At 73.4% G+C, this 14,506-nt stretch carries 9 protein-coding genes; 4 read left to right on the top strand and 5 right to left on the bottom strand.

All coding sequences use genetic code 11. From position 1 onward, the window contains the following. Positions 1–79: 79 nt before the first annotated feature. The gene (locus tag ACQPZQ_RS09600) at positions 80–3,055 is read right to left on the bottom strand and encodes an ATP-binding protein (RefSeq protein ID WP_433294186.1); all 2,976 of its coding nucleotides are present in this window, start codon (positions 3,053–3,055) and stop codon (positions 80–82) included. 133 nt (positions 3,056–3,188) lie between these two features. Here ACQPZQ_RS09600 and ACQPZQ_RS09595 point away from each other — a divergent pair, with 133 nt between their 5' ends. Together ACQPZQ_RS09595 and ACQPZQ_RS09590 are read left to right on the top strand one after the other, a co-directional pair. Beyond that, positions 3,189–4,064 carry an alpha/beta fold hydrolase gene (locus ACQPZQ_RS09595; protein WP_433294184.1) on the top strand — a complete coding sequence of 292 codons (876 nt, stop codon included), beginning with the start codon at positions 3,189–3,191 and terminating at the stop codon, positions 4,062–4,064. A gap of 338 nt (positions 4,065–4,402) precedes the next feature. Continuing rightward, positions 4,403–4,741 carry a DUF732 domain-containing protein gene (locus ACQPZQ_RS09590; RefSeq protein ID WP_433294182.1) on the top strand — a complete coding sequence of 113 codons (339 nt, stop codon included), beginning with the start codon at positions 4,403–4,405 and terminating at the stop codon, positions 4,739–4,741. A gap of 60 nt (positions 4,742–4,801) precedes the next feature. Here ACQPZQ_RS09590 and smc read toward each other — a convergent pair whose 3' ends face one another. Continuing rightward, positions 4,802–8,395, bottom strand: a complete 3,594-nt coding sequence (gene smc, locus ACQPZQ_RS09585; RefSeq protein WP_433294180.1) for a chromosome segregation protein SMC — start codon at positions 8,393–8,395, stop codon at positions 4,802–4,804. A gap of 42 nt (positions 8,396–8,437) precedes the next feature. After that, positions 8,438–8,752 carry an acylphosphatase gene (locus ACQPZQ_RS09580; protein ID WP_433294178.1) on the bottom strand — a complete coding sequence of 105 codons (315 nt, stop codon included), beginning with the start codon at positions 8,750–8,752 and terminating at the stop codon, positions 8,438–8,440. Here ACQPZQ_RS09580 and ACQPZQ_RS09575 point away from each other — a divergent pair. Further along, entirely contained in the window at positions 8,751–9,497 is a 747-nt protein-coding gene (locus ACQPZQ_RS09575) for a CAP domain-containing protein (RefSeq protein ID WP_433294176.1), read from the top strand. The two genes, ACQPZQ_RS09580 and ACQPZQ_RS09575, sit on opposite strands and share 2 nt — an antisense overlap. A 22-nt stretch (positions 9,498–9,519) precedes the next feature. On the opposite strand, the gene ACQPZQ_RS09570 is transcribed toward ACQPZQ_RS09575, so the two are convergent. Then, positions 9,520–10,209 carry a response regulator gene (locus tag ACQPZQ_RS09570; protein WP_241039990.1) on the bottom strand — a complete coding sequence of 230 codons (690 nt, stop codon included), beginning with the start codon at positions 10,207–10,209 and terminating at the stop codon, positions 9,520–9,522. After that, positions 10,206–12,737 (bottom strand): DUF4118 domain-containing protein, encoded by a 2,532-nt coding sequence (locus ACQPZQ_RS09565; RefSeq protein ID WP_433294174.1) that lies wholly within the window; start codon positions 12,735–12,737, stop codon positions 10,206–10,208. The genes ACQPZQ_RS09570 and ACQPZQ_RS09565 overlap by 4 nt, the downstream gene beginning before the upstream one ends. Before the next feature lie 134 nt (positions 12,738–12,871). Between ACQPZQ_RS09565 and ACQPZQ_RS09560 the strand changes: the two genes are divergently transcribed. Then, on the top strand, positions 12,872–14,458 hold the full coding sequence (locus ACQPZQ_RS09560; protein ID WP_433294172.1) for a Na+/H+ antiporter: 1,587 nt from the start codon (positions 12,872–12,874) through the stop codon (positions 14,456–14,458). Positions 14,459–14,506 lie beyond the last annotated feature (48 nt).

Here is a 14,506-nt window from a genome sequence, read left to right as displayed (position 1 = left end):
AGCACCCCGTCCCCACCCCTCCGTCACCGGATGAACACCTGGGAGACGCGGACGCGTGGTCACTCCGCAGGGCCGCCTCTCATTCCCCAGAGGCCGGTACGTAGCGGCAGACCGTGCCGATACTGACCGTACTGCGCAGGTGCGCGGCGAGCTCCGGATCCACGGAGTCGACGCGCCGCAGCGCGTCGCGGATCCGCGCACCCACGGTCTTGCGCGCGCGTTCCGTCTCGTCCCCGAGTCGCCGGTCCCGTCCGCCGAGCCCCGCCGCGGCGGTCAGTTCGGCCACGAGTGCCTCGCGTTCCGCGTGCAGCCGCTCGGCCCGATCCGTGTCGTGGAACTGGGCTGCCTCGTCGATCTCGCCGTCGAGCTCACCGAGCCTCGACCGGTAGTGGGCCTTCGCACGGTCGTCGAGCACGGGGTCCGAGCCCGTCGCCGGGACATCACGCCCCAGCAGCGTGAACACGTGCACGTCCTGCCCCGGCGCCGCGATGAGAACGGCAAGGTCGCGCAGGCCCTTGACGTCGGGCAGGTGCTCCACCCGGCCCCGGTACGCCAGGCGCCAGGTGCCTCCGTCGCGTTCCACGACCGGCTCGGTCGAGCCCGCCTGCAGGCGGGTGAGTGCCTCGCTGCTGCGCCGCGACCACGCCGCGGCACCCAGCCGGTCGCACTGCGCCACCGCGGCCGTCAGGTGGGCCGCCGCCGCGCACCGGCGGCCGAGTGCGGCCGCCAGCACCCCGAGCAAGTGGTCGACCGGCCCGTGGTACGCCGCGCATCCGCCGACGACGACGTGGGTGCCTGTGAACGGCGTCAGCAGGTCGTAGGTCCAGGTTCGCTGCGTGTCGGTGCCGACGGCGGCGAAGACCGTGGCGGCGACGGCGACGACCTCGAGGTCGTACTTCTGCAGCACGTCCTGCACGGCGAAGTCGCCGAGGAGCGCGGCCGCCTCGGCGTCGCGGCCCCTCAACGCGGGCGCGAGTGCCCACAGGAGTGGGAAGGCGGGCCACGTCGGGTCGTCCTCGGGTGGTGTCGTTTCGAGCACGACCTCGGGGCCGCCGATCGACATGAGCGATGCCCGCAGGGCGGTGAAGCAGCCGACCGCGTCCGGTTCTCCGATCGCCGATCCCAGCGCCAACGCCTCGGCCGACAGCTCCACGGCCTCCTCGACCCTCCCGGCGATCAGGGCCAGGGCCGCCCGCCGGGTCAGCGCGCCGAACCGGCCTCGTGCGTGACCGAGTGCCGCGGCGAGGTGCACGTAGCGCTCGAGCTCCAGCCGGCCGTCGGGGTGACCGAGCTCGACGAGTGCGGTGGCCCGCAGCTGGTGCGCCACCGCGACGAGCTCCCGGTCACCCGCCCGGGTGGCCGCTCCCAGCATGTCGTCGAGCACCGGCAGACGCTCGGACGCCCGGCCCGGCACCCAGTGCACGTCGTGCAGCGCGAGCAGGGCTTCCGCGCGCGACTGCGGGTCGGCCGCCAGCTCGACGGCTCGCGTCGCCGCCGCGACCGCCTGTGGGTCCACCCGCCGCGAGTCCGCGTGCCGCCGAGCGCGGGCGAGGGTCGCGAACGCGCTGCTGCGCAGCGCCCGGTTGCCACCGGTCCACGCGGCCAGCGCATCGACGGCCTCCTCCAACAGCGCGATCGTCGTGACGTACTCGGCCGGGTCGCGCCCGCCCAGGCCGTAGAGCCCCTGCGCGGCCCGGGTGACCACTTCCCACTCCCCCTCGGCCCGCCCGAGTCGGACGGCCTCGTCGAAGGCGCTGCGCGCACTGTCGGTGCGCCCGATGCGGGCCCGAGCCGCGCCGAGCTCCGCGAGCAGGTTCGCCCGGCGGGCCGTCGCCACGGGCGGATGGAAGGAGGCGATCACCTGCAGGGCCTCCTCGTAGTGCCGGCACGCGTCCTCGTGCCCGAGCCGGGCGGTGGCCTCCCGCGCAGCGAGCTCCGAGTACTGCACGGCCTCGTCCGCCAGCTCGGCCCGCCCGGCCGCGACGAAGTGGGCCGCCAGCCGGGAGAGCCGATCACCCGTGGGCACCTGCGGGCTCGACTCCCGCAGCGCGGAGCCCACCGCGATGTGCAGGCCTGCCAGCCGCGTGGAGGGACAGTCGGCGAGCAGCACCTCCCGGTAGAGATCGTGGACGAAGGCGAGGCCCGGTCCGTCGACCACGAGGACCCGTGCGGTCACCGCCTCGTCGATCAGCCCCGAGATCTCCTCGACCGCGCACCCGGACGCCCGCGCCAACACATCGAGCTCGACGCCCTTACCCGCCACCGACACGGTCGTGAGCAGAGCCGTGCACGCTTCCGAGAGCTGTCCGAGCCGCCGCCGCAGGACGTCACGAACTCCGTCGGGGATCCCGTCGCCCGCCCTGAGCCGGCACATCTCCCGCATGAAGAACGGGTTGCCCCCGCACCGGCGCCGGATCTCCTCGACGGGCGCCTGCGGCCCGCCGGCACGCCGGACGAGCGCGGCCGCGGCCTCGACGCCGAGCCCGTCGAGCCGGAACACCGGCGCGGCGCCGAGGCCGGGCAGCGCCGCAACCTCCGTGTCGCGGTACGCACCGAGCAGCAGCACCCGCTCGGCCGCGAGTTGGGCCCGGAGGAAGGACAGCAACCCCAGTGACCCCTCGTCCGCCCACTGGAGGTCGTCGAGCACCACGACCACGGGCGTACCGGTGCTGAGGGCGGCGAGCGCGCGGGCGACCGCGTCGAACATCTCGAACTGCAGCGCCGAGGCCGGGCCGTCGGGGGACCAGCCGGCCGCGGCGTCGAGGAGCCGGGCGGCCGGGCCCAGTTGCACCTCCGCCCGATCCACCGCCCGTAGCACCTGCGTCCAGGGCCAGTACGGCGGCGACACCTCGCCGTCCCAGCAGACGCTCCGAAACACGCGCGCGCCGCGCGCGGCGGCCCTCCGCGCAACCTCGGCCAGCAATGCCGACTTCCCGATCCCCGGCTCCCCGGACACGAGCAGCAGCTGCCCGGATCCGCCGATGGCCTCGACGAGCGCCGCGTCCGCGGTGGCAAGCGCGCCTTCTCGTCCGACGAGCGAGCGGTCCTGATCCACCGCCCCATTCTCGCGATGCAGCCGCCCCGGATCTCGCGGCCCGCGAGACGAGATCTCGCGCCTAGTGGTGGAGGGGGCGTTCGAGGGGTTGCCCCCTCCCTACCGACCCGACCGTCATCAGGAGGAACGCCCGGTGTCCACGACGCCCGCTCTCACCGAGGGCATCCACACAATCGAGCCGGACGGCGTCACCATGCGCTACCACGTGGCCGGCAGCGGCCCGGTGTGCGTGCTCCACCCCGGGGGACCGGGCGCCGCGTGGGAGTACCTGCGCGCTCCGCACCTCGAAAAGGACCTGACCTGCGTGTACGTCGAGCCGGTCGGCACCGGTGGGTCGGGGCGTCTTCCCACACACCCCGACGGATACTCGCTCGACCGCTACGTCTCGTTCGTCGATGCGCTGATCGACCATCTCGACGTGCCACAGGTGCACCTGCTGGGCCACTCGCACGGTGGCTTCGTCGCCCAGCGGTACGCGATCACGCATCCGGACCGGCTCGCCGGCCTGGTCCTCTCCGGCACCGCACCCGCGGCAGGCCCCGAGCTCATGGCGGAGGCCGGACGGCAGATGGAGGAGTTCCTCGCACGCTTCCCGGACCGGCCGGAGGCGCACGAGGCGATGGCGACCTGGAAGGCCCTCGCCACGGGAACCGACGAGGAGTACACGCGCTCGATGCGCGGACTGCTTCCGGCCTACTTCGCCGACTCCCGTGCGACAGAAGCGTTCGCCACTCTGCGCGCGGAGCTGCGGGCCTGGGCGGTCACCTCCGACGAGGGTCCGTGGCAGCACCACGAGGCGCTCGCGACGCTGCACACTCCCACCCTCGTGCTCGTCGGGCAGTGGGACTTCATCTGTGGCCCGAGATGGGCCCACGAGCTGCACGAGACGATCCCCGGCTCGCAGCTCGTGACGTTCGAGCACAGCGGGCACTTCGTGCACATCGAGGAGCCCGAGGAGTTCGCCTCCGCGGTGGCCGGCTTCGTCGAGCGGAACGTGGCGGCGGGCTGAACCGGCAGCGCACCGCGCGGAGGCGCATGAAACGAACTGCCGGGACGGCCCGATGTCCTACTCGGCCGCCCGGAACGCAGCCGCCGACGCCGCTCGCTCCCCTGATCGCGCCGGATGGCACCGCCTCCTCGGCCGGCATCCGTACCGGCGGCCTCGGGCCGTCTTCGACGACCTGAGGACCCCGACATGCCTCTGCGGCTCTCCATCCCGCTATCCGGGCCGTTCAGCTCCACTACGACCATACGAGTGCGCCCCGCGTACCAGGCGCGTCGAGCCGGCCGATGAACGCCCGCGCCGGGTTCATCCGAGCCGCCGTGGTCGTGGGGGTCGTCGCTGTCGTGACGGTCGCGGTCGTCGCCATCCAGCCCGATGCGGTCGCCCCGGCCGCTGCGCCGGCGGCGGCGCCGCCGGACATGCCGGCTGCGCCCCTGATCCTGAGCGAGAGACAGGCCACGTACCTCGAGTATCTGCGGCAGGTTGCCCCGGGGATACCTGAAGGTGCCGCGGTCCAGTACGGGTGGGATGCCTGCAGAGGGGTCAACCTGGGAAAGGTGAGCGTGAATGAGGCCGATGAGATCATCGCGAGCGACACCCTGATTCCCGCCGCGGACCGCAGCCGGCTCGTCGAGGCCGCGATCAACGTGCTGTGCCCGAACGGCGAAGGGCCCACCGAATGAACGTCGCCGCCCCAGGAGTTCGCCTCCGCGGCGGCCGGCTTCGTCGGGCGGGCTGAACCGTCAGCTCGCCGCGCGGAGGCGCTGGCTGATCACCGTGGTGATCCCGTCGCCCCGCATGGACACGCCGTAGAGCGCGTCGGCGACCTCCATCGTCGGCTTCTGGTGCGTGATGACGATGAGCTGGCTCGTCTCCCGCAGCTCCTCCATGAGGGAGATGAGCCTGCGCAGGTTCACGTCGTCGAGGGCGGCCTCGATCTCGTCGAGCACGTAGAACGGAGAGGGGCGCGCCCGGAAGATCGCCACGAGCAGTGCCATCGCCGTGAGGGACCGCTCGCCGCCGGACAGCAGGGACAGCCGCTTGACCTTCTTGCCCGGCGGCCGCGCCTCCACCTCGATGCCCGTGGTGAGCATGTCGTTCGGGTCGGTGAGGACGAGGCGGCCGTCGCCGCCGGGGAACAGCGTGGCGAACACGATCTCGAACTCGCGGGCCACGTCGGTGTAAGCGGTGGTGAAGACCTCGAGGATCTTGTCGTCCACCTCGCGGACGACGGTGAGCAGGTCGCGGCGGGTGTTCTTGAGGTCTTCCAGCTGGGTGGAGAGGAAACGGTAGCGCTCCTCGAGCGCCGCGAACTCCTCCAGCGCGAGCGGGTTGACCTTGCCGAGGAGGCTCAGGTCCTTCTCCGCCCGCTGCGCCCGCCGCTCCTGGGTGGCGCGGTCGTAGGGCATCGGCGGCGGGGCCACGACGTCCTCGCCGCGCTCCTTCGCCGCCTCGTACTCGGCCATCTCCGCGGCAGACGCAGGCACCGGCGTATCCGGGCCGTACTCGGCAACGAGATCCTCGACGGCGAGACCGTGGTCGGCGAGCACCTTCTCGGTGAGCTGCTCCAGCCGCAGGCGGGACTGCGCCCGCAGCACCTCGTCGCGGTGCACGGCGTCGGTGAGCTTCTCCATCAGTGCGGTGAGGCGCTGCGTGGTGGCCCTGGCGTCGCCCAATGCGCGCTCGCGGGAGTCGCGGGCGGCCGCGGCGGCGTCCCGCTCGGTGGCGGCCGCGGACAGCGACACAGTGATCCGTTCGGAGGCGGTCTCGCCCGCGCTGACGACGAGGGCGGCGATCCGGGCGGCGCGGTGCCGGGCCTCCCGCGCCGCCGCGGCCCTGGCCCTGGCCTGCCGCTCCGACGACGCCTGCCGGCGCAGGGACTCGGCGCGCCCGGCGATGGCCCGCGCCCGCTCCTCGACGGTGCGCAAGGTGAGCCGGGCCTCCACCTCCTCCGCACGCGCGGCGGCGAGCGACTCGGCGGCGGCGTCGCGGATCTCGGTGTCGGGTTCGTCGTCGACCGGCTCGTCCTCGGCCACCGCGAGCTGCTGCTCGGCCGCCTCCAGCGCGAGCAGCGCGTCGGAGCGCCGCGCCTCGACGGCGTCGCGGCGCTCGCGCAACCGCTGCGCCTCCGCCGTGGCCGACCGCACGGCCTGCTCGTAGCGCCCGAGCTGAGCCGACGCGGCGGCGCGACGCTGTTCGGCGGCCGTCTGCATCCGCTGAGCGGCCTCCACGTCGGTGAGCCGGGCGGCCTCTTCCGCCCGCGCGCCCTCCAGAGCCGGACGGAGGCCGGCCAGTTCGTCCTCCACGGCCTCCCGCTGCTCGACGGCCTCCTGCACGGCGGCCTGGACGTCGAGCGCACTCGATGCAGTGCCGGATCCCCCGGATGCGCGTGCACTTCCGAGCACGTCACCCTCGGTGGTGACGGCGGTGAGCTCCGGGTGGGCGTCGACGGCAGCGCGGGCGGCGTCGAGGTCGTCCACCACGACGACGCCGTGCAGCAGCCTCGCGACGGCGCCGGCGAGCACCGGCTCGGCGGAGACGAGCTCACAGGCCCAGCGCCCGGCAGGCGCCTGCCCCAGGTCGGGAGAGCCACCGTTCTGCGCGGCGGAGCCCACCACGAGCGATGCCCGGCCGGCGTCGCGGGCACGCAACAAGCGCAGGGCGTCCACCGCGGCGTCGGACGAGGACACGGCCAGCGCGTCGGCGAGGTCGCCGAGTGCCGCCGCCACCGCGGCCCGCGCCCACGGCTCCACGGTGAGAAGGCCGGACACCGCCCCGAGCACACCGTCGGAGTCGGTGAGCGCGCCGGACCCGTCGCGGCGCGCGAGCCCCACCGACAGCGCATCGACCCGCGCCCGCCAGTGCGCGCGCTGCTGCTCCAGGTCACGCTCGCGGGCCACCAGTTCGGCCACTCTCGTGCGGGCGCCCTTGTGGGCCTCGACGGCCTCTGCGGAGCGGCGCTCCAACTCGCGCAGCGAGCTGGAGAGCGAGCCGTCGGCCGGGTCGTCGTCGCCGAGGGCGCCCAGCTCGTCGCGGGCCTGCTCCAGCTCGGCAGCTGCGGTCTCGGTGCGTTCCTCGGCCTCGGACAGGGCTTCGGAGAGCCGCTCGATCTCGTCGGCGGTGGCGGCGGCACCGCTGCGCAGGGCCTCGGCACGGCCGGCGAGCGTGGCGATACCGGCCTTGCGGTCGGCGAGCGCGCGGACGGCGGCGAGGTGGGCCCGCTCGGCCGCGGCAAGTGTCTTCTCGTGCTCGGCGCGTTCCTCCAGCACATCCGTCAGCCGCCTGCGGGCCTCCGCGACCGCCTCGACGAGCTCGTCCTCCTGCTCGGCGACGGCGTCGGCCTCGGCGTCCAGCTCGTCGGGGTCGCGCCCCGGGGTGCGCTCCTGCGGGTCGGCGAGATGGCGAGTGCGTTCCTGGGCGAGCCGGACGGTGCCGGAGAGGCGCTCCGCCAGCGCGGAGAGCCGGTACCAGGTGTCCTGTGCTGCCGCGAGCCGCGGGGCGTCCTCCGCCAGCGCGAGCTCCAGCCGTTCCTGCTCCACGCGGGCGACCGACAGCTGCTCCTCGACCTCGGCCCGGCGGGCCCTGGCCGTCGACTCGTCTGCTTCCTCGCGCGCGAGCGCGTCGCGCAGGGTGACGAGATCGTCGGCGGCGAGCCGCAGCCGGGCGTCCCGCAGCTCGGACTGCACGGCCTGCGCCCGCCGGGCGATCTCCGCCTGGCGGCCCAGGGGCTTGAGCTGGCGGCGTAGCTCAGCGGTGAGGTCGGTGAGCCGGGTGAGGTTGGCCTGCATCGCGTCGAGCTTGCGGAGCGCCTTTTCCTTGCGCTTGCGGTGCTTGAGGACCCCCGCGGCCTCCTCGATGTAGGCGCGCCGGTCCTCGGGCTTCGACTGGAGCACCGAGTCGAGCTGGCCCTGGCCGACGATCACGTGCATCTCGCGGCCGATGCCGGAGTCGGACAGCAGCTCCTGGATGTCGAGGAGCCGGCAGTGTGCGCCGTTGATCTCGTACTCACCCGCGCCGTCGCGGAACATGCGGCGGGTGATCGAGACCTCGGAGTAGTCGATCGGCAGCGCGCCGTCGGAGTTGTCGATCGTCAGCGTCACCTCGGCGCGGCCGAGCGCCGCCCGGCCGGACGTGCCGGCGAAGATGACGTCCTCCATCTTGCCGCCGCGCAGCGCCTTCGCCCCCTGCTCGCCGAGCACCCAGCTGATCGCGTCGACGACGTTGGACTTACCCGAGCCGTTGGGGCCGACAACACAGGTGATGCCTGGTTCCAGGCGCAGCGTCGTGGCCGAGGCGAAGGACTTGAAGCCCTTCAGCGTCAGGCTCTTCAGATGCACGGGTGAGTTCTCCAGGCTGGTGGCGGTTGACAAACATTACCGTCAGGCCTCCCGGAATCCCTGCAGGCCACCGCGGGCGTCGCACCACTGCTCGACGACCTCGGCCACGCTCCCCGGCGACTCCCCCGCGCGGATCGCGTCGCGGAGCCGTTCGCACGCCTGCCGCTCGCCCTCGGCCACTACGGCGACGCGTCCGTCCGGAAGGTTTTTCGCTACTCCGACGAGGCCCAGCTCCAACGCACGGGTGCGGGTCCACCACCTGAATCCCACACCTTGGACACGCCCAGCTACCCACAAGTTCAGCCGAATGACTGGGTCATTGCGTTTTCCCACGGTCCTCCCTAACTTACGCCGCATGACCGAACCGGCCAGGCCGAATGCGAGCTCACCGCGTGGCAATCGCGTGCTCAGCTTCGGCCATCGCGGCGGACCCCTCCTCCTCGGCGTCTCCCTCGGTGCGCTCCTGGTGGGCAGCATCGCAGTCGTCGCCGTTCCCCCCGTAGCGCCGGCGGACTCACCGGTCGCCCTCCAGGCGGCCGCCGTTCCCGAAGACGCCGCGCTCTCGATCCCCGTCGTCGCGCTGGGCATCCCCCAGGCGGCCGCGGCAGCCGCCGACGTCGCCAACCAGGCGGCCAGCCAGGCAGCCACCCAAGCGGCCGCCCAGGCGGCCCAGGCCGCCGCCCAGCCCCCTGCCCCCGCCGCCGCACCCGCGGTCCCCCAGCGCGAGGTCCCTCAGTCCGTTCGCGCGGCCGACGCCGTCATCTCCGCCACCAATGCCGCCCGCAGGGCGGCCGGGTGCAAGGCGCTGGTGTCCGATCCCCGGCTCACCGAGGCCGCCCAGCAGCATGCGGAGGACATGGCGGCCGAGGGCTACTTCTCCCACACCGCGGAAGACGGCCGCACGTTCGACGCCCGTATCCGTGACTCGGGCTACCGCTCCCCCGGCGGCGAGAACATCGCGCGCGGCCAGCGGAGCGCGGCCGAGGTCGTGGGTGACTGGATGGACTCGGCCGGGCACCGCCGCAACATCCTGGACTGCACGTTCAAGACGATCGGAGTAGGGATCTCCGGCTCGTACTGGGTGCAGGACTTCGGTCGCTGATCAGGCCCGCCCGCCCTCCCGGTCACACCTCGAACCGGTAGCCCATCCCGGGCTCCGTGATCAGGTGCTTGGGCCGGGAGGGCTCCGGTTCCAGCTTGCGGCGCAGCTGCGCCAGGTAGACCCGCAGGTAGTTGGTCTCGGTGCCGTAGTTGGGTCCCCACACCGCCCGGAGCAGCTCACGCTGCCCCACGAGCTTGCCGCGGTGGCGCACCAGCAACTCCAGAACACCCCACTCCGTGGGCGTCAGGTGCAGCTCGGTGCCGTCTGCGCGCACCACCTTCTTGGCGGCGAGGTCCACGCGGAAGTCGCCGGCGTCGACGACCGGCTCCCCGTCCACGGACGACACCGCGGCCCTGCGGACGGCCGCACGCAGCCGGGCCAGCAGCTCCGCCATCCCGAACGGCTTCGTGACGTAGTCGTCCGCCCCCGCGTCGAGGGCACGGATGGTCTCCGGCGCTCCCGTCCGGGCCGACAGCACGATGATCGGGACGGTGCTCCAGCCGCGCAGCCCCTCGATGACCTCGACGCCGTCCATGTCGGGCAGCCCGAGGTCGAGGACGACGACGTCGGGGTGCCCGTCGGCGGCGGCACGCAGCGCCGCGGCGCCGTCGGGAGCCAGGAGGACGTGATAGCCGTGCGCTGCGAGGTTGATCCGCAGCGCACGCAGGATCTGTAGGTCGTCGTCGACGACGAGGACGCGGTGCTCGGTCATCGACCCGCTCCGTTCTGCCACGCAGGCAGCGCCACGACCACGGTGAGGCCGCCACCGGGTGTGTCCTCCGCGGTCAGGGTGCCACCCATCGCCTCGGTGAGCCCGCGGGCGACCGAGAGCCCGAGACCCACGCCCGTCGCTCCGTCGCGGTCGCTCGGCAACGCGGCACCGAGCCGCAGGAACGGGGCGAACAGCGCGTCCCGCTCGGTGCGCGGCACCCCCGGCCCGGAGTCGACGATGCGCAGCTCGACGCGGTCGGCGTGCGCGCTGGCCCGTAGCACGATCGGGGCGTCGGGGGCGTAGCGCAGGGCGTTGTCGACGACGTTCGCGACGACGCGCTCCAGCAGGCCCGCGTCCGCGACGACGTCGGGGAGCGACTCGTCGATGTCCACCGTGACCTTCTCCGCGTCCGGCAGCCCCACCAGGGCCCGGCCCGCCACCTCGCCGTATCCGGTCGGCGCCAGGAGCGGCGTGAGCGTGCCCGAGGCGAGCCGCGCGGAGTCGAGCAGGTTGTCCACGAGCGCGGTCAACCGGTCGGCGGACTCCTCGATGGTGGCGGTCAGCTCCTGGCGGTCGGACGCCGGCAGCTGGAGGTTCGGATCGCGCAGGCTTCCGGCCGCGGCCTTGATCGATGTGAGCGGGCTGCGCAGGTCGTGGCCGACGGTCGACAACAACGCGCTGCGGGTCTCGGTGGCATGGGCCCGGGCCCGCGAGGCGTCGGCCTCCGCGGCGGCCCGCTGGCTGCGCAACGCGAGCAGCGCCTGGCCGCCCACCACCTCCAGCAGCCGCCGGTCCGCCGCCGCCAGCGACCGGCCGGTGCCGACCAGGTGCAGGTCGTCCTCGATCTCCACGTCGACGTCGGCGTCCTCGGGCGCCATGCAGCCCAGGGACCCCGACGAGGTGACACAGGTCCACTCGTCCACCGCCGACCCGCCGGTGCGCTCCAGCAGCGCGACCGAGCGCAGGCCGAACGCCTCCCGCACCTTCTCGAGCAGCCGCGGGAGCGGATCGCTGCGCGTGAGCACGGTGCGGGCGAACGAGGCCAGCAGGGCTCCTTCGGCACGGGCACGCGCCGCCTGCTGGGCACGCCTCGCCGCCCGGTCGACGACGAGCGCCACGAGCACCGCCACCACCACCATCGCCGCGATCGCCAGGAGGTTCTCCCCCTCCGCGATCGTGAAGGAGTACAGCGGAGGGGTCAGGAAGAAGTTCAGCAGCAGGCCACCGGCCACCGCGGCCACCACGGCGGGACCGAGGCCCCCCACCATCGCGACGACGACGGTGGCGAGGAAGTACAGCACGATGTCGGTGGACATCCCGATCGAGCTCCGCAGGGCGATGCCCAGGCCGGTGGCCGCCAGCGGCAGCGCCGGCGCGAGCACCCAGCCCAGCCCCTTGCGGATCGCCGGGAGCCCGCTGTGCAGCACCGGGAGCCGCAGTCCGCGACCGGCCTGCTGGTGGGTGACCATGTGCACGTCGATGGTGCCCGAGTCGCGCACGACACGGGCCCCGATCCCCTCCAGGAGCACACGTGCGAGGCGCGACCGGCGGGACGTGCCGACCACGAGCTGGGTGGCGTTGGCCCCGCGGGCGAAGTCGAGCAGGGCGGCGGGCACGTCCTCCCCGCCGACCACGGTGTGGAAGCTCGCGCCGACGTCCTCGGCGAGGGTGCGCAGCCGCGACACCGCGCCCACCGGAGGTCCGGCGAGCCCGTCGCCGCGCAGCACGTGCACGGCCAGCAGATCGGCGGCGCCCGCGCGCTTGGCGATCCTGGCGGCGCGGCGCAACACCGTCTCGCTCTCCTTGTCACCTGTCAGGGCGACGACGACGCGCTCGCGGGTCTCCCAGGTATCGCTGATCTTCTTCTCGCTGCGGTACCGCTGCAGCGCCACGTCCACCTCGTCGGCCACCCAGAGCAGGGCCAACTCGCGTAACGCGGTGAGGTTGCTCGGCTGGAAGTAGTTCGCCAGTGCCGCGTCGACCTTCTCGGCACCATAGACATTGCCGTGCGCCATGCGCCTGCGCAGCGCTTCGGGCGTGATGTCGACCAGCTCGATCTGCTCGGCCCGGCGCACCACCTCGTCCGGCACGGTCTCCTGCTGATGCACGCCGGTGATGCGCTCCACGACGTCGTTGAGCGACTCGAGGTGCTGCACGTTCACCGTGGTCAGGACGTCGATACCCGCGTAGAGCAGCGCCTCGACGTCCTGCCAGCGTTTTCGGTTGCGCGAGCCGGGCGCGTTGGTGTGGGCGAGCTCGTCGACCAGCACGACCTGCGGATCGCGCGCGACGACGGCGTCCACGTCGAGCTCGTCGAGGCCGGGATGGCCACCCACGGGCCGGCGGGGGATGATCTCGAGACCCTCCAGCAGCGCGGCCGTCTTCGCCCGGTCGTGGGTCTCGACGATCCCGACCACGACGTCGGTGCCCCGCTCCTGGCGGCGCCGGGCTTCCGCGAGCATGGCATAGGTCTTCCCCACCCCGGGTGCGGCCCCGAGGTAGATCCGCAACTCTCCCCGCCTGCTCACGGCATCGATTCTGCCCGTGGTGGCCGTGGAACACCGAAGACAGACGAAACGCTGGGACCTGCAGCGACAACATGCGGCCGCGCGGGGGAAAGCCTGCAGGCGGGGCCGCGACACCGGGTGGAGGGACGGAACCCGTGCAGGACCCACACGTGTTGCAGGTGCTGGTCGTGATCGGCTGCGCCGTCATCGCGCTCAGCCGGCTGGCGGCGTGGCTTCGGATCGCGTCGCCGATCGTGCTGCTGCTCGGCGGCGTACCGCTGGCCTTCCTCCCCTGGACGTCCGACGTGCCGCCGGCGCCCGAGCTCGTGCTGCTGGTGTTCCTGCCGGCGCTGCTCTACTGGGAGTCGCTCACCACCTCCCTGCGTGAGATCCGCCAGAACCTCCGGGTGGTCGTGCTGTCCTCGGTGGGGCTGGTGCTGGCCACTGCGGCCGTGGTGGCGGTGGCCGGGCACGCGCTGGGGCTGAGCTGGCCGATCGCCTGGGTGCTCGGTGCGGTGGTGGCTCCCACCGATGCCACCGCGGTGGCGGCCGTGGCGGGCCGCATGCCGCGGCGCACGCTCACCACCATGCGGGCCGAGAGCCTCATCAACGACGGCACCGCGCTCGTTGTCTTCGCGCTCGCGCTCTCCGTGGCCATCGGAGAGCAGACGTTCAGCTGGGCGTCGGCGATCGGGGCGTTCGCGCTCTCCTACATCGGGGGCGCCGCAGCCGGGCTTGTGGTGGCCTGGCTCGCCGTACAGGCCCGCAAGCTGGCGCGGGACCCGATCCGGGAGGCCGCGGTCAGCCTGCTCACCCCGTTCGTCGCGTTCCTGCTCGCCGAGGAGATCCACGCGTCCGGTGTGCTGGCCGTGGTGGTGTGCGGACTGACGCTGAGCCAGGTCGGACCGCGGGTGATCGGCGCGAGGACCCGCATCCTCACCGAGGCGTTCTGGCGCGTCACCACGTTCGTGCTGAACGGCACCCTGTTCGTGCTGGTCGGGCTCCAGCTGCGCGGCGCCGTGGAGGGGCTTCAGTCGACGTCCCTGGCGGGCGCGGCGATGCAGGCCCTGCTGATCTCGGCCGTGGTGATCGGCACCCGGGTGCTCTGGATCAACACCACCCCGTACATCATCCGTGCGCTCGACCGCCGCCCGCAGCAGCGGCTGCGCCGGGTGGGTTTCCGGCAGCGGCAGCCGATGGCGTGGGCGGGGTTCCGCGGCGGCGTCTCGCTGGCAGCGGCGCTCGCCATCCCGCACGACGTCCCCGGCCGTGACCTGGTCGTGCTGATCACCTTCGGAGTCATCCTGGTGACGCTGCTCGTCCAGGGCCTGACCCTGCCGTCGGTGCTCCGCTGGGCCCGGCTGCCCGACGACGGCATCGCAGGCGAACAGGCCCTCGCCGAGCGGGTCTCCACCGAGGCCGGGCTGTCCGCCCTCCCGGAAACGGCCGAACGGCTGGGCATCGGGCCCGCGGTCGTGGAGCGGGTACGGGCCGACTACGAGGAGCACCTGCACGTGCTGGCCAACCCCCTGATGCCCACCGAGGACCCGGCCCTCGCGGCCGAACGCGGCGAGCACGCGGACGACCAACGCCTGCGTGCAGCCCTGATCGCGGTGAAGCGGGCCGCGGTCGTGGGGCTGCGCGACGCACGGAAGATCGACGACATCGTGCTGCGCCGCTTGCAGACCCGCCTCGACGCCGAGGAGGTGCGGTTGAGCGCCCCGTTGCCCGAGCCCGACTGAGGCCCATGCCCGCGGGGGCCGGCGCCGCCGTGGCGACGACCCCCGCGC

It is taken from the genome of Pseudonocardia sp. CA-142604 (assembly GCF_050948475.1).
Taxonomy (GTDB): domain Bacteria; phylum Actinomycetota; class Actinomycetes; order Mycobacteriales; family Pseudonocardiaceae; genus Pseudonocardia; species Pseudonocardia alaniniphila.
The sequence above is the reverse complement of the archived record's forward strand: the minus strand, read 5'-3'. Positions and strand labels throughout refer to the sequence as shown.

Excerpts from the sequence above, each read along its gene's own strand:
- ACQPZQ_RS09575 (WP_433294176.1), top strand. The coding sequence starts at position 8,751 with ATGACCGAACCGGCCAGGCCGAATGCGAGCTCACCGCGTGGCAATCGC.
- ACQPZQ_RS09580 (WP_433294178.1), bottom strand. The coding sequence starts at position 8,752 with ATGCGGCGTAAGTTAGGGAGGACCGTGGGAAAACGCAATGACCCAGTC.
- ACQPZQ_RS09570 (WP_241039990.1), bottom strand. The coding sequence starts at position 10,209 with ATGACCGAGCACCGCGTCCTCGTCGTCGACGACGACCTACAGATCCTG.